At 46.7% G+C, this 25,046-nt stretch carries 24 protein-coding genes and 1 CRISPR repeat array; of the genes, 5 read left to right on the forward strand and 19 right to left on the reverse strand.

Features of this window, described 5'->3' with window-relative positions; translation table 11 throughout:
- Positions 1-35: 35 nt before the first annotated feature.
- A CRISPR array of direct repeats spans positions 36-1,071; the repeat unit is 32 nt; unit sequence ATTTCAATCCACGCACTCATATAGAGTGCGAC.
- A gap of 225 nt (positions 1,072-1,296) precedes the next feature.
- The 13 genes from WA407_RS04035 to WA407_RS04095 form a co-directional block, all read right to left on the reverse strand.
- Positions 1,297-1,437 (reverse strand): LamG domain-containing protein, encoded by a 141-nt coding sequence (locus tag WA407_RS04035; RefSeq protein ID WP_235308164.1) that lies wholly within the window; start codon positions 1,435-1,437, stop codon positions 1,297-1,299.
- Between the two features lie 118 nt (positions 1,438-1,555).
- A complete protein-coding gene (locus WA407_RS04040; RefSeq protein ID WP_336076847.1) occupies positions 1,556-2,740 on the reverse strand; it encodes an aminotransferase class I/II-fold pyridoxal phosphate-dependent enzyme in 1,185 nt (394 codons plus the stop codon).
- A gap of 1 nt (position 2,741) precedes the next feature.
- Positions 2,742-3,671 carry a D-alanine--D-alanine ligase gene (locus tag WA407_RS04045; protein ID WP_336076848.1) on the reverse strand — a complete coding sequence of 310 codons (930 nt, stop codon included), beginning with the start codon at positions 3,669-3,671 and terminating at the stop codon, positions 2,742-2,744.
- Positions 3,672-3,778: 107 nt separating this feature from the next.
- Positions 3,779-5,260: an aminotransferase-like domain-containing protein gene (locus WA407_RS04050; protein WP_336076849.1), complete on the reverse strand. Its 1,482-nt coding sequence runs from the start codon at positions 5,258-5,260 to the stop codon at positions 3,779-3,781.
- A 263-nt stretch (positions 5,261-5,523) separates the two neighbouring features.
- Positions 5,524-6,333: an SDR family oxidoreductase gene (locus tag WA407_RS04055; RefSeq protein ID WP_235308163.1), complete on the reverse strand. Its 810-nt coding sequence runs from the start codon at positions 6,331-6,333 to the stop codon at positions 5,524-5,526.
- A gap of 263 nt (positions 6,334-6,596) precedes the next feature.
- Complete coding sequence (locus tag WA407_RS04060; RefSeq protein ID WP_336076850.1) at positions 6,597-7,433, reverse strand: hypothetical protein; 837 nt, start codon at positions 7,431-7,433, stop codon at positions 6,597-6,599.
- Between the two features lie 12 nt (positions 7,434-7,445).
- A complete protein-coding gene (locus tag WA407_RS04065; protein WP_013309992.1) occupies positions 7,446-8,198 on the reverse strand; it encodes a vWA domain-containing protein in 753 nt (250 codons plus the stop codon).
- Between the two features lie 84 nt (positions 8,199-8,282).
- A complete protein-coding gene (locus WA407_RS04070; protein WP_235308161.1) occupies positions 8,283-10,328 on the reverse strand; it encodes a hypothetical protein in 2,046 nt (681 codons plus the stop codon).
- 201 nt (positions 10,329-10,529) lie between these two features.
- Complete coding sequence (locus WA407_RS04075) at positions 10,530-10,805, reverse strand: WXG100 family type VII secretion target (protein ID WP_013309990.1); 276 nt, start codon at positions 10,803-10,805, stop codon at positions 10,530-10,532.
- 249 nt (positions 10,806-11,054) lie between these two features.
- The gene (locus tag WA407_RS04080; RefSeq protein ID WP_061829458.1) at positions 11,055-11,591 is read right to left on the reverse strand and encodes a WXG100 family type VII secretion target; all 537 of its coding nucleotides are present in this window, start codon (positions 11,589-11,591) and stop codon (positions 11,055-11,057) included.
- A 5-nt stretch (positions 11,592-11,596) separates the two neighbouring features.
- The gene (locus WA407_RS04085) at positions 11,597-12,439 is read right to left on the reverse strand and encodes a hypothetical protein (protein ID WP_235308160.1); all 843 of its coding nucleotides are present in this window, start codon (positions 12,437-12,439) and stop codon (positions 11,597-11,599) included.
- Between the two features lie 16 nt (positions 12,440-12,455).
- Positions 12,456-16,451 (reverse strand): type VII secretion protein EssC, encoded by a 3,996-nt coding sequence (gene essC, locus WA407_RS04090; RefSeq protein WP_235308159.1) that lies wholly within the window; start codon positions 16,449-16,451, stop codon positions 12,456-12,458.
- Between the two features lie 67 nt (positions 16,452-16,518).
- Complete coding sequence (locus tag WA407_RS04095) at positions 16,519-16,839, reverse strand: hypothetical protein (RefSeq protein ID WP_023988263.1); 321 nt, start codon at positions 16,837-16,839, stop codon at positions 16,519-16,521.
- Between the two features lie 389 nt (positions 16,840-17,228).
- Here WA407_RS04095 and WA407_RS04100 point away from each other — a divergent pair, with 389 nt between their 5' ends.
- Positions 17,229-17,468, forward strand: a complete 240-nt coding sequence (locus WA407_RS04100; RefSeq protein WP_013370782.1) for a hypothetical protein — start codon at positions 17,229-17,231, stop codon at positions 17,466-17,468.
- 128 nt (positions 17,469-17,596) lie between these two features.
- Here the strand turns inward: WA407_RS04100 and WA407_RS04105 are convergent, their stop codons facing one another.
- Entirely contained in the window at positions 17,597-17,746 is a 150-nt protein-coding gene (locus tag WA407_RS04105) for a hypothetical protein (protein WP_023988262.1), read from the reverse strand.
- Positions 17,747-17,962: 216 nt separating this feature from the next.
- On the opposite strand from WA407_RS04105, the gene WA407_RS04110 reads away from it, so the two are divergent.
- Positions 17,963-18,982 carry a flagellar motor protein MotB gene (locus WA407_RS04110; protein WP_336076851.1) on the forward strand — a complete coding sequence of 340 codons (1,020 nt, stop codon included), beginning with the start codon at positions 17,963-17,965 and terminating at the stop codon, positions 18,980-18,982.
- A 117-nt stretch (positions 18,983-19,099) separates the two neighbouring features.
- Here WA407_RS04110 and WA407_RS04115 read toward each other — a convergent pair whose 3' ends face one another.
- The 3 genes from WA407_RS04115 to WA407_RS04125 all read right to left on the reverse strand — a co-directional run bounded on the left by WA407_RS04115 (position 19,100) and on the right by WA407_RS04125 (position 21,696).
- Entirely contained in the window at positions 19,100-19,438 is a 339-nt protein-coding gene (locus WA407_RS04115; protein ID WP_235308157.1) for a L,D-transpeptidase, read from the reverse strand.
- Positions 19,439-19,520: 82 nt separating this feature from the next.
- Positions 19,521-20,618 (reverse strand): ribosome small subunit-dependent GTPase A, encoded by a 1,098-nt coding sequence (gene rsgA / locus WA407_RS04120; RefSeq protein ID WP_336076852.1) that lies wholly within the window; start codon positions 20,616-20,618, stop codon positions 19,521-19,523.
- Positions 20,619-21,099: 481 nt separating this feature from the next.
- Positions 21,100-21,696 (reverse strand): DUF2087 domain-containing protein, encoded by a 597-nt coding sequence (locus WA407_RS04125; RefSeq protein WP_235308155.1) that lies wholly within the window; start codon positions 21,694-21,696, stop codon positions 21,100-21,102.
- Positions 21,697-21,991: 295 nt separating this feature from the next.
- Here WA407_RS04125 and WA407_RS04130 point away from each other — a divergent pair, with 295 nt between their 5' ends.
- The 3 genes from WA407_RS04130 (at position 21,992) to WA407_RS04140 (ending at position 24,057) form a co-directional block, all read left to right on the forward strand.
- Positions 21,992-22,963 (forward strand): YpdA family putative bacillithiol disulfide reductase, encoded by a 972-nt coding sequence (locus WA407_RS04130; protein ID WP_235308154.1) that lies wholly within the window; start codon positions 21,992-21,994, stop codon positions 22,961-22,963.
- Between the two features lie 22 nt (positions 22,964-22,985).
- Positions 22,986-23,429: a DUF441 domain-containing protein gene (locus WA407_RS04135; RefSeq protein ID WP_029517055.1), complete on the forward strand. Its 444-nt coding sequence runs from the start codon at positions 22,986-22,988 to the stop codon at positions 23,427-23,429.
- Positions 23,430-23,544: 115 nt separating this feature from the next.
- Entirely contained in the window at positions 23,545-24,057 is a 513-nt protein-coding gene (locus WA407_RS04140; protein WP_023988256.1) for a hypothetical protein, read from the forward strand.
- A 128-nt stretch (positions 24,058-24,185) separates the two neighbouring features.
- Here the strand turns inward: WA407_RS04140 and WA407_RS04145 are convergent, their stop codons facing one another.
- A complete protein-coding gene (locus tag WA407_RS04145; protein WP_061829410.1) occupies positions 24,186-24,488 on the reverse strand; it encodes a HesB/YadR/YfhF family protein in 303 nt (100 codons plus the stop codon).
- A gap of 334 nt (positions 24,489-24,822) precedes the next feature.
- Complete coding sequence (locus tag WA407_RS04150; RefSeq protein ID WP_231109418.1) at positions 24,823-25,023, reverse strand: hypothetical protein; 201 nt, start codon at positions 25,021-25,023, stop codon at positions 24,823-24,825.
- Between the last annotated feature and the right edge of the window lie 23 nt (positions 25,024-25,046).

Genomic DNA, 25,046 nt, shown 5'->3' on the forward strand with positions numbered 1-25,046 from the left:
GCTCTCCACTCGTACGACCAAGTGGCGGCTGCTCCGTCATGATCCACGCACTCATATAGAGTGCGACTCTCTCTTATTTCTTTTCACGCAAGGAGGACAGGATTTCAATCCACGCACTCATATAGAGTGCGACTATACATATCATCTGATGATGGCTGTCCCTGAATATTTCAATCCACGCACTCATATAGAGTGCGACCTTGTTCACGTTGCGGAATAATTGGGCCTTGTCGATTTCAATCCACGCACTCATATAGAGTGCGACAAGACATACCGCGTACCCCTGTCACCGTCATCATAGATTTCAATCCACGCACTCATATAGAGTGCGACCTTACATTATCATAATTGCTCTTATTCTATTTAAGTGAGGTATTTCAATCCACGCACTCATATAGAGTGCGACGTGTTGAATTTAAAGAATCAACAGTAAGATCGGTAATTTCAATCCACGCACTCATATAGAGTGCGACTGAGCCTGTAACGTACGTTCGCGGAGATGCTGGAGATTTCAATCCGCGCACTCATATAGAGTGCGACGGGAAAGTACCATCATTCCGGCGTTTCTTCGCAAAATTTCAATCCACGCACTCATATAGAGTGCGACTAAAAACTCAGATTTGCCACAGATTGGTTCTCCAATTTCAATCCACGCACTCATATAGAGTGCGACATAATAAACATGAAAAAACATAAGGCGATTTTTGATTTCAATCCACGCACTCATATAGAGTGCGACCTTGTACAAACCTACGTTTGAGGTAGAAGATAAATTTCAATCCACGCACTCATATAGAGTGCGACCGGATGTTATAGAGTCTGTTGTCCGGCGAGAAGTAATTTCAATCCACGCACTCATATAGAGTGCGACCCCACATATCCATATAATAAACGTCCCTAGCAGATTTCAATCCACGCACTCATATAGAGTGCGACAAAGAGCCGCTGAAAATACAGCACAGAATGTTAAAATTTCAATCCACGCACTCATATAGAGTGCGACTTAATATCAGAAGGGAGGGAAAATGAATGGCAAAGAATTTCAATCCACGCACTCATATAGAGTGCGACAGCGAAAATGGGTCAAATGCCCCCTATTTAAGTAACATTCTAGCGTTATTTTGGCAAAAACGCATCTAATATTACCTCATCCTCTTGCGATCGTTTAAAATTTGTTCACATTCGATATAATTCGACAAAATCTGAGGTGCGAAACTCTCGGAGAATTCATGTGAGCTTCACATTCGCACCTGGACAGACTCGCTTTTTGGCTTAGCAACAAATTCCTGCCTGGACTTATTTCACCTCTGCCAGTTCTGCCACCTGTGAAGGAGGAAGCGCACAATCGAATATATTTAATTCATCGATAGCGCATTTAAAAGCAAGGTTCCACCAGTTAACTCCAAAGCTGAACGTTCTGGCTTCGGGTAAATACATCCGGAAATATCCACTATATTGATCAGAAAAATACCTTTATGTCTTCGAAAATCATAAAGGTATTTGTAAAATATTTTATGAAAACATTCGGCAAAAGTTGAGTTATTAACCCTGTTCATCATACCGGCTGCATTACCTGCATAAACCTTCCCATCCGTTCCAGCGCCTTCTCCAAATCGACGAGCGAGGCTGCATATGAGCAGCGAATAAAGCCCTCTCCGCCTGATCCGAATACATGTCCCGGTACAACCGCCACCTTCGCTTCCTTCAGCATACGAAGTGCAAACTGCTCAGATGACATGCCAGTAGAAGTAATTGAAGGGAAGGCATAGAAAGCCCCCTCAGGCTCATGACAAGCAAGCCCGATTGCATTCAAGCCGGCCACAAACAGCTTGCGACGTTCATTGTAGCTCGCCATCATCTCATCCTTGGCAGCCAAGCCATGGCGCAATGATTCCAGCGCGGCAATCTGTGCAATGGTGGGCGCACACATGGCTGTGTACTGGTGGATTTTCAGCATGCCGGCAATCAGCTCATGCGGACCGCACGCATAGCCTACCCGCCAGCCTGTCATCGCAAATGCTTTGGAAAAACCGCTGATGACAATCGTACGCTCCTTCATGCCCGGCAAAGAGGCGATACTGACATGCTTTGTCCCGTAAGTCAGTTCGGCATACACTTCATCGGAAATGACGACCAGATTATGTTTGATAATGAGCTCTGTAATCGGCAGCCAATCCTGCTCCGTCATAACTGTTCCAGTCGGATTACAGGGATAATTGATCATTAAAACCTTTGAATGAGGTGTAATTGCCGCTTGCAGCGCTTGCGGGGTCAGCTTGAATTGCTCCTCTGCCGTAGCCGCCACCTCTACAATTTTACCGCCATGCAGATGGGTAATGGGTTCATAGGCAATATAGCTTGGTGCCGGAATCAGCACCTCGTCACCCGGATCGATCACTGCTCGTAGCGCCAGGTCGACGGCTTCACTGCTCCCCACCGTCACGATCATTTCGTGCTTAGGATCATAGGAAAGCGCGAAGCTGCCGGAAAAATAAGCAGAGATCTCCTCCCGAAGCTCCATCAAGCCAGCATTCGAAGTATATTTCGTCTGCCCTTCACGCAATGCCTGAATGCAAGCTTCACGTACCTTTTCCGGTGTAACGAAATCAGGCTCTCCGACCCCAAGGGCGATTGTATCTCCTCCTGCTGCATTCAGATCAAAAAAAGCGCGAATTCCCGATGGCCGAATATCCCGTACACGCGAGGATACAAACCGCCCTGTCCCCTTTTCACTAAACATATTACGAAATCCCCCATTCCTTTTTCCGCTCATGGAGCGAGCTGGCAATAATATGGTCCAGCAGCTGTGTAAAAGTTATACCCGCAGCTGCCGCACTTTTCGGAAGCAGGCTGTTGGCGGTCATTCCCGGTAATGTGTTCACTTCCAGCACGTAAGGCCTATCCTGACACAAAATCATATCAACCCTTGCATAGACCTTGCATTGCAGCAGTCGGTAGCTGGCCAGTGCCGCCTCGCGCACACGCTGCTCAATAGCGGGAGGAAGCTCGATCACCTCCTCCTTAGCGCCATCGACCTCATATTTAGCTTTGTAGTCGAACCACTTCGAACGAGTGGAGCTAATACCAATAATCGGCAATACCTCGTCGTCTACGATCGAACAGGTAATCTCGGTTCCTTTATAATAGGGCTCAATCAAGATCGCTTGATCCAAGCTGCAAGCCTCCTGAACAGCCAGCAGCAGTTCCTTCTCATTCTGTACAAGCTGGATTCCGATGCTGGATCCCCCCGTATTCGGCTTCACAATAACCGGGTAGCCCAGACGCTCCACTACCTGCGGATCATAATCGTCCATCCCCTGCCAGCAAAAACCTGCAGGCGTATACACACCCGCGCCCTTCAGCAGCGTCTTGGACAACTGTTTATTCATGCATAAGCTGCTTGCCAGGACACCGCTACCTGTATACGGAATGCCCAGCGTCTCCAGCGCTCCCTGCACCGTGCCGTCCTCGCCATACTGACCATGTAGTGCCAGCAGCGCGATATCGATGCCTGCCTGCTGAACCTGCACGATTAAATCCGCTCGCTGCTCGATCACCATTGGAACCACTTCATAACGGCTGCGATCCAAATGATTGATCATCTCCTGACCTGTCTGCAGAGAAATCTCACGCTCAGAGGAAATACCGCCCATAATAACGCCAATTTTCATCATGACACCTCATTTTTCTTCAAAATTATTATGTGGCTACGGATGTTCATCCGATCGCTAGTGTTCTTCGAAACAATATTCCTTCTCTATAGCTCTTTTCTTAATCCTTATGCCTTAAGAAAGTTACGCGTCTGTTTACCGATTATTTGAATACCCCGTTCGATATTTTCATCTGTTACTCGTGAAAACCCAAGCCGCAATGTATTCGTCCCTTCGCCTTCTTGAATAAAAAACTTGTCTCCCGGTGTAAAAATGACACCCTGTTCTGTGCAAGCTTCTAGCAGCTGGCGTGTATTTACGCCTGTCGGGAAGGTAAGGAACAAATGCAAGCCCCCGTCACCAGACACCTGCGCCTCAGGAAGATGTGCTTCACAGCATGCCTTTGTCAGCTCATATTTGCGCTTATACTCTGTACGTGCTTTTTTTACATGTTTATCGAAATTTCCGTTAAGCATATATTGGTATAAAATCGATTGATCGATTGTTGAGGTATGAATGGTGCGCGCACGCTTAATGCTTTCCAGAGTGTCAATCAGTGCTCGGTCTCCAAGCACCCAGCCTACTCGCAAGCCAGGGAACAGCACCTTGGAGAAGCTGCCAATATAGATTACTCCGTTCCCTTGGCCTGCTGTCGCTATTAAGGGCGCAATATGCGCTCCCGAGTAACGCAGCTCCTCATTGAATCCATCCTCGATCACCGGAATCTGATGGCGCATCATTAATTTCATAACAGCGCGCTTTGCTGGCGACATGACGATGCCTGTCGGATTGTGATAGGAAGGAGTTAAATAAGCCAAATCGAAGTTATTGGTCTGCAGTACCTCCTCTAGCCGCTCCACATCAATACCGTCACACTCCATCGGAATGCCGGTAATCTCAAATCCTTGCAACTTCAAATTTTTGATCGCTGTGTGATGGGTCGGATTTTCACAAATTGCCGCTCCGCGGCGTGCAGAAGGGCGTAAAGCCGACAGCACAATGTCAAAGCCTTCTGTAAACCCACCTGTAATCAGCATATCCTTGCCAATTATATCCACGCCTTTGTTCTCCATATAATGCATCAGATAATCAATCAGCGGCTTGTAGCCCTTGGCATAGCCGTAGTTGAGCAGCACCTGCCCTTCGATTGCCATCCGATCCATAAAAGCTCGCCTTACATCCCCCAGATCAAACAGCTGCTCATCCGGAGCGATGCTTGTGAACGAGATAGTTCCCTTTTGGGCACGAATGCCCTGCTTCATCATATCCAGGTCAACAGCTGATATAGCATACTCGTTCATTCTTGCCTTCCAGTCGATCTCCCAGGTGGCAGAGCCGTCAGATCCTCCGTTATCTTTGGCCGACTGGCCCACCATGGCGGCCACATAACTACCCTTTCCGGGAATCGCATACGTAAATCCGTCATCCTCCAAGCCTTCATAGGCTGCAATGACTGTATTGCGGCTCACCTTAAGCAGAACGCTCATTTCTCGTGTGGAAGGCAGCTTCTGATCCGCCTGAAGCGCCCCTTTTATAATTAAACGATTGACGTATTCTTTTACTTGTATCGAGACCGGGCGGTCACTTACGAGCTTGAAATCCTGGAACATCCTTCATCGCCTCCCCCTATAATGATGGCATACAAGACGAGTGAAAAAAAAGAACCACCGCACTGGATTTTTCATCCTTCGGTGGTTCTTCCGTATTTTATCCCCTGTACGCCCTCATATTCTTGCCTCATTCCCCTGCATCATTGCCTCTCATCGCGCCCATTGCGAGCATTGTACATATCACCAAGCATCGTGAAGCTGATGAAAGTAATAGTCAACATATTTTTCATCCAGGCTGTCGATCAGCGTATGGACAGTATTTTCTAAAACAATAACGACTCTGCCCCATCAATGACAATTTGCGCGCCAGTAATGTGACGCGAGTAGTCTGAGGCCAAAAATGTCACCAAATCAGCTACCTGCTCGGGTTGACCCGGTCCATCAGCCAACGGTTGTCCTCCTTCGGGAAACTTGACGGGGATGGTAATTTGCTTTAACCCTTCCGATTTCTCCGTGGTTTCATCAATATTCGTCGAGATGGCACCCGGATAGATGACATTCACACGAATACGGAACTTAGCCAGCTCCAGCGCAGCCATTTTAGCAAAACCGGTTTGACCCGCCTTCGATGTGCTATAGGCTGACATCCCAAAGCTGGTAAAGCGCTGATTTCCATTAATGGAGCTGGTAATAATAATGCTGCCGCCACCGTTCTTTTTCAAATGTGGTATTGTATACTTCACCGTCAGGAAGGTACCATCCAGATTCGTGGACAATGTTTGCCGCCAATCCTCAATGCTCAGATCCTCAATCGGTCCGACGACCCCGTTAATCCCCGCATTGGCAAAAATGATATGCAGCCCGCCAAATAATTCAACCGCTTCCAGAACTGCTTTTTCCACACGCACCGGATCGGCAATGTCCACGTCAAAAGCCCGCGCTGATCCTTCACGTATAGCATTAATTTCTCTTTCTGTCTCCGAAATGCGCTCATTACTTACGTCAAAAAGAGCGACATTCGCTCCTTCTCTAGCCATCTGAATGGCCGTTGCCTTGCCAATCCCAGAACCAGCTCCCGTGATTAGAGCAGTTTTGCCTTCAAAGCGCGCGCCTCCTGCATATGTGTAGCTCATATGTATCGCTCCCTTTCTGTAATCTGTATAATCACAAGATTACCCAAAAGGATATACTTTATAATCACTATTTTTGCGCATTTTTTGCTATTCCTTTGCGATATTTAAGAAAAGAGCGAATATTACGCGTATTAGCGCCTCTTTCCTTATCTTCATCGTTACATTCTACAAATATCTTAAAGAATCGTTATGTTCTAAGTATTCATCAAAAAAGGACGTATACATCCATATCCATGGTTGTATAACGTCCTTTTCTTATTTATTTACCACTGCAACTCAATAAATGCAGCATCATCATCAAGTCCCCCGGTATGGGATGCATCCAGCAATACCTGTATCTGCTCATCAGGGATAGGCTCGCGAATGGGGTCTAAATCGGATAAACCGTCCGTATATACCTGTAATCTCATCGGCATATCCGTGGGTATGCTTCTTTCATACCAATGAGGCTTCCCTCCAATCGGCCCACGACTTGTAGACCAGCGCTCCGCTGTAGAGAAAGTATGATCGAACAGCTCGCTAATTTCTTCGGCACCGTTCCATAGTCGCAACCGTGAGTCTCCTTGCCAGGCAAGTCGGAGACGGCCACGACTACCACGCTTCGGCAGTTCGATTTTACCGCAAATATACATGGACTGGCTTCCCTGACGACGTTTATCTTCCAATACCGAACGCATTAAGCCTGATTCGTGATCCAAAGGCTGCCGACCCAGTTCCTCTGCCGCTGTACCTGCCAAACGTTCAAGGTACACTCTCAATTGATCAGCAGACAGATCTTGTCCCCGTTCCATCCAATCCAGTAAAGAAGAACCCAGATAGCGGGCTGCAAAATCTCCTCGGTAACTGAGCCCGACACCATCACACAAGACAAAACAACAGACGGATTTATGAATACGTACTGCGGCGAAATCCTGTCCGCTTTCCCCCATACTGGCAGATTCGGCAGACCTTCCATAGCCATAACGACACATAAAACGACTGTGATGAGATGATAAAGGCTGATCGCCTGTCTGAGAGCTTATGTAAGCAAATTGCTGAGTCAGCCTTGCATTCATTCCCTTTTTTTTGCTCGCCGGGAGCAGGGACAGCAGTGGATTCATGCTTTTACCTCCTTACCGTACAGGCGTTGCGGCCGACATTTGGAATCCAATGGACACCAGTTCCGCACAGGTTCCCGGCAGCATCATAATGGCTCCTTCACCTAACTGATAATCTGCCTCAAACAGCATTTCTCGATAGCTTTCAGGCAGTACAGAAGACATATCACGCAATTTCACAGCATGTTCATCCTGCAACGGCGTATTATGCGTCAGACCTTTCCAGCGACGGGGGTCCTGAATAGGCGTTTCCAGCAACCTGTCGGATAAAAATATATTTTCCACCAGTACATTACCGTCCGGTACACTCATGCTCATAATACGCTTCGCAATCGGTTCTGGATCATCGCCTGTAGAAACCCCATCTGTCATATGACAGACCAAAGGTGCAGGACAGTCCTGCATCCCTGGTAGTTCTGCCTGCAAAATACGTTCAGCTTGCAAGAAGGCTTTTGCTGAATCCGAGAATCGTTTGGGTGTCAAATCGGGCAACGAACCAATAGCTGCGATTTCATCAATTCCCTTGACACCATTCAGCAGGTCATACACGTCGTCACTATAAGCCAAAATCGCAATCCGATAACGCGCTGTCAGCCGATTTCCTTTGGTTGACCGAAAAACCATCTGCCGGATCGCCAACGATATAGCTTCATATACAACGTCAATACGCCGCCGCCCCTCCATCAGCATGTTCATCGACGCGCTGATGTCAATCAGGTAAATGATCAGGGCGGGAGTGCGTTGTGAAGCCTGTATTGTATAATTCATAGTTTGTACATGCTCCCCTCAGTTACCTTCTATCTCCATCTATTTTGTATCTATCATTCCGCCCATATATAAACATATGAAATATTAAATTTTAGGCAGTCTAAAATTCGTATCTCCTAAAAAGTTATAAATCGAGGAAGCTCGATATCCCACTTCACCTACCGAACGATAATAAGAAGGATTACTATCATATAGTGTTCTAAAACGCTTGGCAAAGCTCTTAGCCTTCGCAGCGCTTCCACCTTCCTGAGAGGCATACGCCTTGTTGTACAGGGAAATAAGCTGAAGAACGTTCTCCTTGTTTCGTGCATGCAAGGACTCTTTTTGCTTTTGTTCCGCCTCGGCTGCTGCCTTACGAGCTGCCTCTTCCTGGGCGGCACGAGCTTCCTGTTCTTTTTTCAAAGCCAAGTATTTTTCATACTTTGCCTGTTGATCATACGCTTTTTGCTTCGCCAACTTGGCAGCCGCCTGCTTGTTTTGTTCCTTTTGGGCGAGATAAGCTTCATATTTAACCTGTTGAGCGATAAGGGCTTGCTGTTTCTTCTGCTCCTCCTGTTGCTTTTGAGCAGCAAGTGCCTGTTGTTTGGTCTGCTGTTCCGCTTCCTGTCGTTGTTTCTCCGTCAGCAATTTTTGAGCCGCTTCCTGCTCGGCTGCCAGCTTTTCCTCGGCCGCCTTTGCAGCCTTCGCTGCCTCTTCCTGCTTGGCTGCCTCGATTTGCCGCTGATTGGACTGATCTGCAAGAATATTCACGGCTGGGATTCCAGCTGCCAATAGAACGACTGCGGCCGCAGTTGTCACGATAAATGCTTTGGATCGATACCAGGCTTTTGATTTTTCAGGTTGCTCTGGCGTCTTGGGATTCAACTGCTCCTCTAGCCCTGTGATCGCAGCCGACACCTCCACATGCAGAGGACTACCGTCTTCTACAAAATGATACAACGACCGGTATACTTCTAGCGCTGCAGCAGGTTTGTTTTGCTGCTCCAAATCACGTGCCTGTCGGAACAGCTTGTCCGTTACCCCACGCTCTCCCTGCTCCAGGGCAGCCTGATTTAGCAATGCAGCCTGTTCAGCTTTGAGCGGTGCAGGGGCTGACAAAGAGGGTGCAACTTCACTGGCAAGGCCGCCCACCGCTGCCGATTCTATTGTTTCTGTCGCAGCAGGCTCCGGTTCTATAGCCTCAACTGGAATTTCCTGCTCAGTAACCGCATTAAGTACAACCAGCCACTCGCCAAAAGTAGGGCAACTGCTTAAATCCTGACTATCCCAGGCACGGCTGAACAATTCTACCACTTTGCTGCCCCACCGGGATTCAAGTGATTTTCGTAAAATAAAATAACGTTCACAAGGCGTCTGCATTTCATGCTGATCAAAATAACTTTCGCCCCACGCTTTGTCCACTACTACACGGTCAGACCAGCCTAGCATTTCTCCTATAATAATTGCCCCTGCAAAACGGTCTGCATACGCACTCCATAACCCGCTGTGGACGGTACGATGGGCGGCATACCCTGGCGAACCTGCCAATAGAGCATCTGGACGATCCATTTTAGTACTATACATTTGTTCCACGTCCACCAATTCCACAGCTGACGTGCCTTGAGGCAGTTCCACTTCAGAAAAAAACGGAAGCATTACATTCGGCGCCGATAAATCACAATGCGCCAATCCTTTTTGCTCCATAGCTGAACCGATCCCTGCCAATGCTCTGGCTAAAGCCAGACTATCGGAAGCCTCAAGCTGACGCTGATCTGTGAGACAATCGAACCATGTCATACCGTGAACCCATGGCATCAGCACCGCATACAGCAAATCAGGCTGCTCGGCGATCAGACTTCCGTTTCTTTCTGGAGTGAGCACATCACGCTTGCATACCTGCAAACCGGGAATATCCCCGTATGCTTCCATATGCTCCGATTGATAAACCATAGCCGGGATGCGGAACTTCGGAAAAAACACCTTAAGGGCTTTGGCCTCATGCGGCGCTCCGTTTTTGGCATTTAGCTGGTATACAATTCCCTGTCGCCCTGCTTGAGCATAGGCTAAACCGGGTGCAGCGGGATGTCGCCCAACCACATAAGCTGTGCCGTTTATGATCAATTCGTCTCCCGGATTCGGTTGAAAAGACATGAAACATCCCTCTCCTTACATCATTCAGTATGCTAGTATTCCTCACCTTATTATATACATCTATGGATGGCAAGAAAACCGGGTATCCGAAGATCGCCCGGTTTTTCCTGAACATCCTGTGCCAAACCATGAGGAATGGCTCACATATTGCTTCTTTATAGAGTGGTGTATGATAAGTTGATCCCTATCAGGCAAGGCAACTTATTTCGTTTGGTCAACCGTACGGAATTTGTTAGCGATAGCTGTCAATTCTTGGCTGATGCTATTCAAAGTCGTTACGAAAGCTTGCATTTGTTTGCTAGCTTCCTGAAACTCTTGGAAGAAGCGTTGCTTAGTCATACCTTCCCATTGACCTTCCATACCTGAGATGGACTGTGTCAAACTGGAAACGATCTGCTGGCTTTGCTCACCACTTTGTTTAAATTGGTTAGCCACCTGATCAACCTGTTCTGGGGTAATTAAAATGCGTCCTGCCATTTTTTGCGTCCTCCTTGATGATAAATAATGTTTTTGTTTATCTGGTTCAAATTGTACTATGGCTATTTAATTCCCTACAAAAGGCAAAGGACCTAATTGTTATAATCCCACTTTTTAACTAGAAAACAGCACCTAACAGTATAATATTAACAAAACAACCACCTAATAAGTCCCATAAAGCCGGGAATTGCGAAACGAATTCAAGTAAATTTTGCAATCGATCCAGATTGTCCCGGAACGCGTTCCCAACTAAGCGACAGGCTGGTCTCTTGCTGTAGACGGATCAGTAAAATACCAATCCTGCGGACTGCTAGAAGACGCCTGCATCAGAATATCCTGGTGCAACGTTTCTATATCCGAAGACTGTACACCAGCAATGGCATGTACGACAGACTGCGGGTTCGAAATCAGACTGCCTCCTTCCGAAGCTTGCCCAGGCAGAATAGACGGTGATTGCTGATTCGACCAATCGAGCATCGTGACGGGTCGTCCCAATGGTTGGCTGGCAAATGACAGAATCGTTTGATAGTTGTGGTCAACAGACTGAAACTGCTCTGCCTTTCGGTTCAGTTGTGTACCTGATGTATGGAGGTAAGCATGGATCTGTTCTGACATCCGCTTGGCCTGCATCCAATGATTCAAGATCGCCTCGCGTGCAGATACATCCCAATCCAGCGATTGTAACGCCTGCTCCAAACCTGCTGTTAACTGTTGAATTTGCTCCGCCGCATGCTGTAGCTGCCCGCTAAGCCCCCGAAGCACATCCGGTTCAACTCGAATGCGCATATCCATCACCCTTCTTCTGTCACTTCTTCATTCACTGCCGACTGTTTCAACCAATTTAATAATAAATCCACAAACTGATCTCTTGAAGCCATAGCTGCAATCAGCCAGTCTCCGTTACCACTAGAGCTCATCCGAAATATCCAGTTCATTGCGGGACACAGGACAAAGGCTGCCCGTTGTGATTCCCACTCCCTACCGTTCCAGACCAGCAATTGCAATTCTCCCTCGGCTACACGGGAACTCAAAGACTGAGCCAGGCTTACAGACCCCTCTGCATCTCCGCTAGCCTCGGTCAGTTTACTGCTGATCAGAGATACACTTTCTCCTGCCGACTGCTCGTAAATTTTATTAAATGCCTGCTTGGAGAACATAAGTGCGGGGGATTCAGGCACAAGTCGATCTACCCAACCCATTTTATCAATCAATGTTTCGCAAGCCTTTTCCACATTACCCAGATCGTACAGTCGATACTCATCGGGTTCATCAGCGGATTTCGCGAGTTCCACTACACGTTCGTTCGTGCAATGGAGATAGCCTTCAAACTGCTTGCCTCCCCGCACATAGCGTATACGGCAAGCCCTGTTGGATAATCCCGCAATAGCGACTCTTGAAAAAACGGTAGGAGGCATTGCTAGCTCTTTGCCCTTATCTGCCCGCTTTAGATAACCCTTTTCCAAAAGAGTAGCTTTTACCTGCTCCCACTCTTCCGCCAACTCCTCTGCTAGATAGCCCTTAAACGGATCTTCCACCCCAAGCAGTCTGTCAGAACCCAATACGCCTGCTAGAAAAAACAGTTCCTTCGCCTTGAGGGTTATTAACTTCTGCTTGGAAGCTTGAAACGTTAACATTATGAGCCACCTCCCTTCAAACTACAACATGCCATCGGTCACGAATTTTCGTTATCCAATCCTCACAGCTCACTTGCTCTGAGAAGGGAATTGCCGCTTTTATCCTGGTAAATTTGCGCCGTACGTAGTATCCCTGCCCAGGTGGCAGGACTTTTAGGCCACCAGCAGCGGCGTTCGCCTCCGAATAAGGGATACGAAAGAACGATAGATCATTCGAATCTAGTGTTCCAAATAGCATACCACTTTGGCTTGCCTTGACATCATTAAACCAGTCCACACCAAAGGTAGGAAAATCAGATGGCACACCCGATAGCACGACATGCACATTGCGATCACGTCCCAACCGTACAATGGCGGAGAGCTGATCCTTTATCATAAAATCGTTCAGTTGCTTACTTAACATATCCGCATCATCAATGACCAGGAGCAATTCGGGATCATTCCCTTCCTTGTTCCGCTGTTGAACGATATCATACACTTTCTGTACCAGAGGCCCCATTTCTTCTTCGCTTTCGGCAGCAGCCTTAACATGAGGAAGATGCCGTAATCTAGATAGTCCTCCGCCTCCATAGCGTGTATCAATCGTATAGACTTCCAATTGATTAGGTGATGTGTAATAAGCGAGCGATATAATCCAACTCATTAGAAAAGAGGTTTTTCCACCCTCCATTGGACTACCCACGATAAAATTGGGCCCTTCTTTTAGATTCAGGAGAAAAGGCTCAAGATCGTCACTCTGTAGACCTACAGGTACCTCATAAGGAAGTGCGCCCGAGGGTCCAATTGTCCGATCCCACTGCTGAAGCAGTTCCGACAGTGGAATCCGCTCAGGTAATGGAAGAATGGCTGGTGCGTGCTTGCCTTTCCATTCCTGCGCAATGCCAGCGATATTGCGACGTAACCGTGCTGATCGTTCCGCCTCATCTTCACCTGGTGAAGGCAAAGCCGTTTGGAACTCCAGCGGAGGAACATGTCCTTTAACCAGGGCGCGGCCTGGAATTAACGGTCCTGGCGTTTTGGCTGGTCGTCCTACCGCATAATAATAGTCACTCGGGTCGGACATTTCAAAAGAAACAGCATTCGGTATGTTACTGCGGAATTTCTCAAACACATCGGTAATCCGGTTCGCCGTAATGATAAACGTGATACCTAGACTACCTCCTTCTCGCAAAAGAGATTCCAGCAGTTCATTTTCATCTGGATAAGCATTACGGAAATTAAGATATCCATCAATGACTATGACAATTTGCGGAATGTCCTCGACAGCAGAACGTCGATAAGAGCTTATTGTTTTGACACCAGCCTCGGAAAGCATTTCCTTGCGTACGGCCACCATCTTGAACAGATAACGGAACAATCGCTTGATCCGGTCATCTTCCTCAGCCATCATAACAGCTCCGATTTGGGGAAGTTCCCCAAAGTCGCGCATCGTTCGACCCATGTCAATGATATAACCATTCCAATGATTCGCAGTAAAACGCTGAGCCGTGGACATCAGCAACGTATGCAAAAAGGTCGTTTTACCCATGCCAGGCATACCGTACACAGCCCAATGACCATGATCCAGCGATGCATAAATCGGCTCCTGCCGCTGATTGGGCAAATCATCCACCAGACCCATAAGAGCCTTCAGCTCCAAAGATGATGATGTACTATCTATTTCGGTGCATGCAGGCAGATTTGTTAAATCCAGCAATTCAGGCAGCGGTGGAAGCCACGGTCCCTGAAGTCGTTCGATCCCTGCTTTAGCAGCCTCATTCGCAATATAATCAATAAATACTTGAAGTTGTTTAGGAGCTTCTTCACCTTTTAAGCCTGAGCTTGCCCGTTCTCCGCCCGTCAGTAGCGCTTCACGTTTCCCGTTCAGTCTCACTTCATGGACAGGTAGTGCAGAAGAAATATCGCTGTTGCCTATATACGGCGCACCGCTCCAAGCAAACTGCATCTCTTCAAACACCTCGTCGCTACCCACTTGAAAATATCCTCGTCCCGGCTTCGTAATCCACGCAGCATTCGGTATTTTCAACATGTCACGGCTATCACCTTCGCTTTGCACCCGTAAGCAGATGCGGAACCTGGAGTTACTCCAGATCTTATCATCCACGACACCTGCGGGCTTTTGCGTCGCCAAAATCAGATGGACACCTAATGTCCGCCCAATCGCGGCAATACTGATTAGCTCGTCCATGAACTCTGGCTGATCCCGCTTTAATTGTGCAAATTCATCAATAATAATAACCAGATGAGGCAGCGGTTGTTCCTGCCGCTGCCGGAGTAGTCTGTAATATTCATCAATATGCTGTAAATTGCCTGCATCGTTCAATATCTTCTGTCGACGAACCAGTTCTGCTTTAAGAGATATTTTGGCACGTTCAATCAAATTATTGTCCAAGTTCGTAATTGTACCCACCACATGCGGCAAGTTTACGAACGTGTTGGACATGCCTCCACCCTTGTAATCGATCAGCATAAAAGCCAGATCATGCGGATGAAACTCGGCAGCAAGCGAGGCTACGATGGATTGGATAACCTCACTCTTCCCTGAACCCGTTGTACCGGCGATCAAGCCATGGGGACCATGTCCTTGACGCTCTATCTTATCATGCAGGTTTATCATAATCTTCTTGCCGCCTGCTCGCACGCCCATCGGTACGGGTAAGGTATCAGGATGGCGGTTACGTCGCCACCGATCTGCCACGTCCAGTTCTTCTACACTCGCTACGCTCATCATATCAAACAGAGGCAGCACAGCGGGAATATCAGAAGCAGAGGAACGCTTCAAGCGAATAGGAGCCATGTATCGCGCCAATGCATCGGCTTCCTCTTTTGATAAACGATCCGGTTTAAAACTTTGCTGTTCAACCTCCGCCGATTCTGATTTGCGGGCATATACGCCCTGCTCTTTGGAAGCCTCCACAATCAGCTGACACTGCATCGGCAAAGCTTCTTTACGAGAAGCCAGCACAATCGTGCACGCATCAATGGCTCGGCCGTCCTCCAGTAACAACGGCAGCAGTGGTTCTTCCTCAATCAGCTGGGTGTCAGATAAAACAACGACATAACACGGGACTTCCATCCCTCTGCCCTGACGATCATTGCGATTATTTTTACGGCGGTTCAGTCTGGCAAACAGAAAATCAGCTAGTTGATGTGCACTGCTACTGCGGTCTGACATCATTCTCTGGATTCGGTCATCATCCCACACATGTGGGAGCCAGCGCATCCAAGTCCATTCACTTTCCTCTCGCTCGTCATAGAAGGAAGCAATTTTCACTTCATCTGGCGAGTGACGAACCGTCACTTGTGCCAAGATGACTCTTAACGCAGCAAGGGTATGTTCCCGTTCGCCGACCAATCCAACCACTTTAGATTGAAATAGCGGTAATGCAATGGAAGCGGCGTCTACCAGACGAAATTCTTCTTCCAGTTCATCCGCAGCTCCCAACAAAGGATCTCGATCATAACCGTCTGGGCGTGGAATTTGTAATTTAATATGGAAGGGAACTTGTCCAGTCCCAATACGCACCTGCAAAAAGTCCTCATCCTCAGGTGATCGTTCCCAGAGTGAACTGTTGCGGTTTTTGACAATTTGAGTACATATTTGCGGGTCACCGTGAATTTCATATAGTGTGCGAATTTGCTCCTCGCGTTTCATTTCAAGTTCTTCACGATGCTTTTGGAGCTGTTCCCGGTACATGCGGTCCCGTTCCTCAAGCTTACGCTTGTATTCCTTCTTATTATTTAGATAGACGAAAAAAGGAATCGTATAAGATGTAAGCATCATGACCACAGTAACCATCTGGAACATCAAATAGTTACTGTTGCCCATCTTACCTGTTTTGCTCATATATACGTAAAAGCCTATAGTCACCAACGTCATCATTAACGGAATAAGTATAGATATAATAGAAAAAGACGGCTTGCTCGGCTCAGCCGGAGGCCGTAAAATCTCCAGCTTCTCCTCTCGGAGCGCCGGCCTTAATCTCGGGGATCGCTGGTATAATGCATTCAAGACAAAAGTCCCCCTTTTCGCTTTCTATTTCATTTTACCAAGGTTTCATATAATTTCATGTGTGTATTTACCCATTTTTTTCACTTTGAAACAGAGAACGCCTTCCATACACAGGCGCTTCGTCCTGAGTTGTCGAAAAAGCGCGCTGAATACGCACAGTACAGCCTTCCCGCAAGCCTGATCCTGTGAGTAGCTGGTTATCCCCCACCCTGAACCAAAGCCCTTCCGGGAACTTTGCTTCCATAATATATTGCATGCCTTCCGCTGGAGGCTCGCCGAAAATGCGCACACCCAGCATCAACTTTAAATGTTCCACCGAGTATTCATCAGCTACCTCGATGTCAAACCACTCTGTTTCCTGTCGTCCTGAAAGCACGGTCAGGATCATCTGTCATCCCTCCCGATCCTTAATATATAGCAAAGTTCACGCAAAAAGCCTATTTCTACGGAAATATGGCTATCGTAACTGTAGCATCCGACTATTAGACTGTCAATTTGTTACAAAATACCCACTCCAAAAATAAAACAGCGACTTTAGTCATATTTTCTCAAGTTAGTAGAGCCATTAGCATCAATAATATGTATTTAATCGTTTTTAATATGGGGATATACGTCATTTTGTCGATTAGTTAGAACTAAATTCGATTGTTACCTAGATTGTTGTGAACACTTTGTAAATTTTTCAGACCTTTATGTTTTTATAAGGTGTTTTTAAGGTAATTTTAAGAAACGGGCACTACAATGAAGCCATGAAATAACTCAGGCGAGGTGATTTTTGTGAGAACATTAATTACATTTCAAAACAAACGTATTCCCGTATACTTCAATCAAGAAAATAAGCAACCGGTACAAAAAACATTAAAACTTCTAAGTAACACTTTGGAGAATAAAATCTCCAGCGGCAAGCGTGCCCTTCAAAAATGTCTTAACTCTTTGATCAGTATAGAGATTGTCGGTTGTGAAGCCATCTTGCATAGCGTAAGTGAAAATGATTCATTGGCATTGTCCCTCTATTAAGAGGGACTTTTTTTTGTCCACATTAGACACAAAAAAGAGAGGGGCATTTCAGCACCCTCTCCATATCAGCAGCTTTGAAACATGATACATGTGACTTACCGCAGCCTATGCATTTGATTAGACTCTATTTAAAGTATTCTGCGATAACCTTTTTTACCGCCTCGTTCCTTATTCTGCGCCTTCTCAATCCGTATTCTAAACAGTTCTAGTAAATTAGCGCGTGTATGCTCTTCCCGGCAGTTGTCCAGCTTTTTTAAGATAAAACGGTCAATGGACATATGACTCAGGCTCCTTTACAGCAAGCTGCCCCTGCTTTTCAAGGGGATGATCAGGCTATCCATTTTTAACCATTCTGTCTGTTGTTTAAACAGGTACGTTACTTATAGGATAAAGCAGACGGGATTACATACCCTTTAATTAGGGTAAATACATAAAGTTTCGAAAATTTTATCACGTTAAGCCTGGAAGCTATGGACAAGGAGCGAGCAAAAACCATGAGTAAACATATGATTACCAAAATAGGCTGGAACCTTTTATGTGCATTCTTAATCCTAACGATGCTGGCTGCATGCAGCAGGGAAAAAGCATCAACCCGGAGTATGGCCCAACATGAAGCTGAAGCACGTGCCTACACCGTAACGGGTAATCCCAACCAAGGCGCATCATCCCTTGATGAACGAGCTGCCAATCATACACCTGTCCATAAGCAAGGCAGCAGCTATGTCGAAATATCAGGTGGCGTTAGCATTGATAAAAATACCGTGAAGGTTACAGGACATTCCAACCTCCCGGCCGGAGCACGGATCAAAGGGAATCTTGCGGTCAAAAACTCCCTGTTAACTGGGTACACGGATGAGACAACCGTTCAAAAGGATGGAAGTTTTGTACTCCAGGTACAACGCCCCGGAATACAGGGCAGTATAGATCTGACTGTTCTGTTCCGTCCAGATGACCAAGACAATGAAATACGAAATCTGTATGGCAGCGGTGGCAACAAATTAGAAGGTCCTTATGTATATCAATACGAAGAAAACAAACAGCTTCTGCATGAAGTTCGGATTGGGGCTGAATTTGATCCTGAACAAGAACGCAATACCCCTTTAGTTAAGCCCGTCTGGAACAAACCTAAGGACTACGGTAGCCCTCAAGTGTGGATTAAGCCTGATGTGAAGCAAGAAGGTAACTATTATCATGTATATGCGCGCAGCAATTTGCTGGAAGGGTCGGACGTCAAACTCACGATTGATTTTCCGGGACGATGGCAGTTTGGCTACGATGATCAAACCAAAGTTATGCCTGACGGCTCCTTCAGCATGAGGGTCAAAAAGCCGAGCCTTGCCAACCACTACACCATAGTCATAAGTTTCGAACCGAACGAAGATATGTGGACCAACGCCAAACAGGCGTACGGTCCACAAGGGGAACGCCTTTCGGGACCCTTAGTCAAGTCCGCAGACGACAAAGAGGGCTCCAAACAGATTGAAGCCCGTATCCCTATCCAACCCAAATCGTAACTAAACGCAGCATCTAACTTAACGTTACGGCCGTTCACCATGAAATACGCTTCACAGATACAGCCTATGCGCGGTTTCCTCGTCTGAGTAGATACAGAATCTAGTGTCGTCTAGCCGCTACGGCTGTATCGTGACTGGCGTGCCTATACTTACCTTCTCCTGAAGCTCAAGCACATCCTTATTCTGCATTCGAATGCAGCCATGTGACACCATCTTGCCAATGGACCATGGCTCATTGGTACCATGAATGCCGTAATGCGGCTTGGACAGCCCCATCCAGAACACTCCGAAAGGGCCGCCAGGATTGGGCTGTTTGTTAATAATCGTAAATTGCCCATGCGGTGTCTGTGTAGCCAGCTTGCCAATACCGACTGGATAACTAAGAACAATCTGATCTCCATCTTTCAAATATAAACGACGATCCGATAAATCCACCACAATGCTGTAGTTCGGCATATATTCACCCCTTTATACCATATGCCGACTACAACTTAGATTTTCTTATATTTTTACATTTGATGCTTCACTGCAGTTCGGCTTACCACTCCACATCACGTCGCCAGCCGCTTCGCTGATCCCTACGACCCGGGGCTATGCTTGAACGGCTATCTTTCCTGCGTCGGTCTGCTTCCTTACGCGCCTGATATTCCAGTTCCCGCTGCATTTTTCGATAATTGTTCACTCTGGATTCCGACAATTCCCCTCTCTCTATAGCTTCCTCCACTGCACATCCAGCTTCGCCCTTATGCTTGCAATCTGCAAAACGGCACTGCTGCGCCGTTTCCATAATATCCGTGAAGGTATGAACGACACCCATGGAATCATCCCACAGATTAAGCTCGCGCATACCAGGTGTATCCAGCAGAACGGCTTGCTTTGCGATGGGAAAAAGCTGACGGTGAGTGGTTGTGTGCCTGCCCCGACTGTCTTCCTCCCTCACATCCTGTGTCAGTTGAACTACAGACCCGGAGAGCCAGTTTACTATCGTAGATTTTCCACTACCGGAAGAGCCTGTCAAAGCAACTGTACAGCCAGGTTGAAGAAACGCCTCCAGTTGCTCTCTGCCTTCGTTCTGCAAAGCAGAAATAACGATAACAGGTACACCAGGGGCAACTCCCTCCGCTTCAGCAACCCGTTGTTCGACATCTTCACAAAGATCACTTTTACTCAAAACGACAACCGGGTTTACCCCGCTGTTCCAAGCCATAATTAAATACCGTTCCAGTCTGCGCATATTAAAATCATGATTCAGCGCATTAACAAGGAACAACGTATCCACATTGGTAGCGATCAGCTGTTCCTTTGTCTCAAAGCCCGCAGCCTGTCTAGATATTCGACTTTTCCGCGGCAAGACGGCATGGATGACTGCATCTGACACTTCATCTGGCGTAGTGATTGCTAGCCAGTCCCCTACGGCAGGCATTTCCGCCGGATCGACCATAGCATGTCGTAGCTTACCTGAAGCCGCTCCCCAGCGTTCTCCATCCATTGTGATAAGCTTCACCTTTTGTCCATAATCGGCAATCAAGCGGGCAGGACGTACCTGTGTATTTCCTGCTCTTTCCTCATAGTTTTGCTTCCATTGGTCCCAAAAACCGTTCCAGTAATCAGACCAACCGTATTCATGTATACTCATTGTTTTCCTCCTGAAATCATCGTTTATTTTTGATCGTAGTGTTATTCGATAGGTGTACATTTTTTCTCCCCGCATGCAAACAACGCAAAAAATCCGCAGGGGTTTCCCTGCGGAGGGTATACGATTCAGGCCGATGTGATCCGTTCGTTCACTTAAGCAAGCGGTCTCTCACGGACCACTCCCCAGAATCAACAACTGGATAACAAGACGCCTAACCATAAAAAATCCGCAGGGAATCACTCCCTGCGGATTTCGTTGGTTCTACTGTCCAACCAACTGCTAAGCCAAGACTATAGATCTATACAGTCTTTAACCGTGCATCGTCCGTGCGGGAGACAAGTCATTCTGCTGCTGAACCCATCCATTCATGTTCGTACGCATATAACATCGCCTCCTCCTAAAATTTCCTTTATCATACAAGTCCATCAATTGTCTGTCAAGGCTGCTACGGAACTTTTTTGAAATCTTTGTCAAGTTTCGTTTAGCGTACCTGATCCCAGCGTGTCCACATCTCACGCGGGTTCAATTCGTACATTTCCCGTTCCCTATACATAAACTGATGCATAATCAGCTCACGCCGAATCGTTGCAAAATCCTCATGGTATTGCTTGATCCACTCGTTTAATTCACGTTCAGGATACTTACGGCCTGGCTCCAGCTTTTCTGCCAGCATCTGAAGTACAATCAATTTTTTCTTATACTGTGCAGGGATTTGGCGCAACTTGCCGTCCTTGGAAAAAAAATTGCGTAAGACCGACGCCTCCAGCGTTTCATTCAACTCTGACATCTCTTCCTCCCCCTCTCCTTTTTCGAAAATAAATTGCACCGTCGCCTCGGCATGCTGCCGGATCAGCTCTGGATTTAGTGTAAAATACACCGTGTTTTTATCACGTCGTTCCTTAATCAACCCAGCCTCACGGAGTTTGGAAGCATGATGTGTAACAGTCGGCTGTGATAAATTCAGCTTTTTCGCCAAAGCTTGCCCATGCATCTCCCCACGGGACAAAAGAAGTAATATCCGCATTCGCGTTGGATCAGCAAGTGCTTTATGATAATTGACCATTTTATCCAGTTGCATCGTTATTCCACCTCTTTTCACTAGTACATACTTGCTATGCAAGCGAATTCAATCATACAAAATAGATATATATCTAATTATATGTTTGCTAAAAGTGGCTGTCAATCTTCACTGTCCGTTATCTCTTTCTGAAAACGGCTGGATATTGTGTTCGCATTGCGGTAGGATTATTATTTGAAAACTTCTCACATACTGAGCTATTTGCTTCAATTCTGAGATCCGTTTTTAATCGTCAAAATAATGTTAACCCTACAAAATTGGCGGAATAAACCAATACAACTGGAGGTTCATCCAAATGCACGACGTAATCATTATCGGTGGCGGACCCTGCGGACTATCCGCTGCAATCGAATGCAGCCGCAGAGGTTTGCAAACTGTCATTATTGAAAAAAGCAACATCGTTCACTCCATTTTTCTGTATCCGACGAACATGCAGTTTTTTAGCACCGCCGAACTACTGGAAATCGGTGATGTTCCATTCAGCACCCCTAATGACAAACCTTTTCGTCATGAAGCACTGGCGTACTATCGTAAGGTAGCCACTCATTATAACTTGAACATTCAGCATTATGAGGAGGCCCAGTCCATTCATCGCCAGGAAGACGGTACATTTACCGTACATACCCTGAGCAAAGGAGAAATAACCAAAACGTATTCGTCACGTTATGTCGTAGTGGCTACAGGATATTTTGATCATCCGAACTATTTGGGCATTCCCGGGGAACAATTGGATAAAGTCACTCACTATTTCAGCGAAGCCCATCCCTATACAGGAACCCGGGTCGCAGTTATCGGTGGCAGTAACTCTGCGGTAGATGCTGCGATGGAATTGGTGCGGGTCGGAGCTACGATTGATATGGTATATCGTCGAAGTGAGTTGTCTCAATACATCAAGCCGTGGGTTCGTCCACTGTTTGACAGTATGGTACAAAAAGGGAAGATCACGCTGCACTTAGGCGCACGCATTACCGAAATCCATCCAGACCATGTCGTAGTCACTCCGCTGGACACTGAAGCATTCCGACTCGAAAATGATTTTGTACTGGCACTGACCGGATTTCACCCGGAGCGAAAACTGCTGGAGTCTGTCGGCGTTCACATGGCTGAGGATCTGGACAAACCAGAATTTAATCCTGCCACGATGGAAACGAACATCCCAGGTGTATATGTCGCCGGGGTCATCGCTTCAGGCAGCAATGCCAATGAAGTTTTTATTGAAACAGGCCGCTGGCACGGGCGACAAATCGCCGAACATATCCAAAGCTAAATAAACGAAGGAGAACATCTGTATGGATTACAGCTCACTTATCTTACTGGTATTGGCTGGTCTAGGGATTGTTAGTGGCAACTCTACCGTGACTATTGCCATGGTTGTATTACTGCTACTGCGGGTAACCAGCTTTCACACTGCTTTCCCCTGGCTTGAAAAGTATGGCCTGACGATCGGAATTATTATTTTGACGATCGGGGTCATGACCCCGCTAGCCAGCGGTAAAATCAGTATCAATCAGGTGATGGAGTCTTTCCTGCACTGGAAATCACTGCTCGCGATTGGTATCGGAATTCTGGTAGCCTATCTTGGCGGCCGCGGAGTAACTTTAATGTCTGGACAGCCCATTATTGTGACAGGTCTACTGATCGGGACCGTCATTGGCGTTGCCTTCTTTAAAGGAGTTCCTGTTGGACCTCTAATTGCTGCCGGATTGCTTTCCTTGTTAATTGGCCGCAGCTAAATTCGTACAACAAATATAGGAATACATGATAGCAATCTGCATGTCGGGCTGAATTCAGTCCCGCTTTGTGGTATACTCATATCGCATAATTTGGTAAATGCAGGAGGCTTGACCGATGTCTCGACAATTTGTAACGGAAGCTGTAATGGTGGCTATATACGGCCAACTACTTACATCTCCCGCCCCTGTGGAATATATAGTGCCTTACACATCACTGCTAGAACTATACGAATTCCAGGACAGCACAGAGCCGCTCATGGATAATCCTATGGACGATCAACATGTGAAGCGGAAGGTAAGCGAGTTGATCAGTTATTTTGAGGAACCGTTGAATCAGAAAAAAATTCGGCGTGCCCTTCAGATGCCTTGGGCCAAGAGCTTGCCTATTCTATTCGATGCCAATACATCACTCATCATCATTAATGCTGTTGATACAGCGCATTACGGAGAATATTTTGATCCAATTGAGACTGAACTGGTGTTGACAGCTCAGCGTGAATCATTACCCATTCTGACGGATCAATTGGACTGGATCCACCGCATTATCGAAGCTTCCGTACCTGTACATGTGTACGACATTGATGATTTTGATTTTGCACTCGATGGCCCGATACTTAACAACCCTTGACATACGACATACCCGCCTTGACCACAAAAAAGCGGCGGAGCATCATGTACAGGCTTATCTCCTGTAACACGATACTCCGCCGCTTTTCATGTCCAAACTATTTGCACGCTATGATTGACAGTGGAACACTAAGCTTGTTCATCCTCAACATAGGTGTAAATAATGTCATCATGTTCCTCCAAATACTTAACTTCCAGATGATGGCCCTTCAGATACCAGTAATCCTGGTCCTCCATATAAAACGTAATGCCAGCCGCTTCATGCTGTAATACGGGGTGCTGCGGCGGCTCTACGGCAATTCCCAGAGAAAAGCCTGGATGCAACCCACCGCCAGAGCTATAGCGAACAAAAAAACGGATCGAATCTCCACGATTCAAACTAAGCTCCTTAATGTACCACTGTGCCGCAGGTTCAGTTACCTGTATGCTCATACGTTATGCTCATCTCCTTGTACAATGACGTCTGCCAACTATATCATAGCATCTTTTAGAATGACCACCAACCGGTCTCAACCCAGCGAGCTTCTTGGACAAGTCATATACATTTTTTTGAAAAAGGTTTGACAATTCGCAAAAAAGGGTGTTAAGATTCAACCATACGAGATCCATTTTGAAATTTATTACCAATTTGAACGATTACTCATGTTAGAATGAACCCATTTTGAGGAAGAAAGGAGTGTTACCGGTGCTAAAATTTCCTATTGCATTTTACCCACATCTACAAACACAACAACTTCATACCGGAGCATCTCCCCTGTCGCATCCTTCAAAATTGGGCCATTCGCGTTGTATGGTTTAATACGAGTGGCTGCCTGCGTTTGAGCAGTTTTTCAGTGGTGAGTGTGCTGAAAATACCTGCGCGCCATATGATATTGAGATTTAAGGCATATCGTCTGCGGACGGTATGCCTTTTTTGCGCCTGTTGCCGGATCATATTTGTGGTAGCAAGCCGCTGTTGTTTCTTCAAAATGGTACACAACTCTCGAATGA

Source organism: Paenibacillus sp. 203 (assembly GCF_037027525.1).
GTDB lineage: Bacteria > Bacillota > Bacilli > Paenibacillales > Paenibacillaceae > Paenibacillus > Paenibacillus polymyxa_B.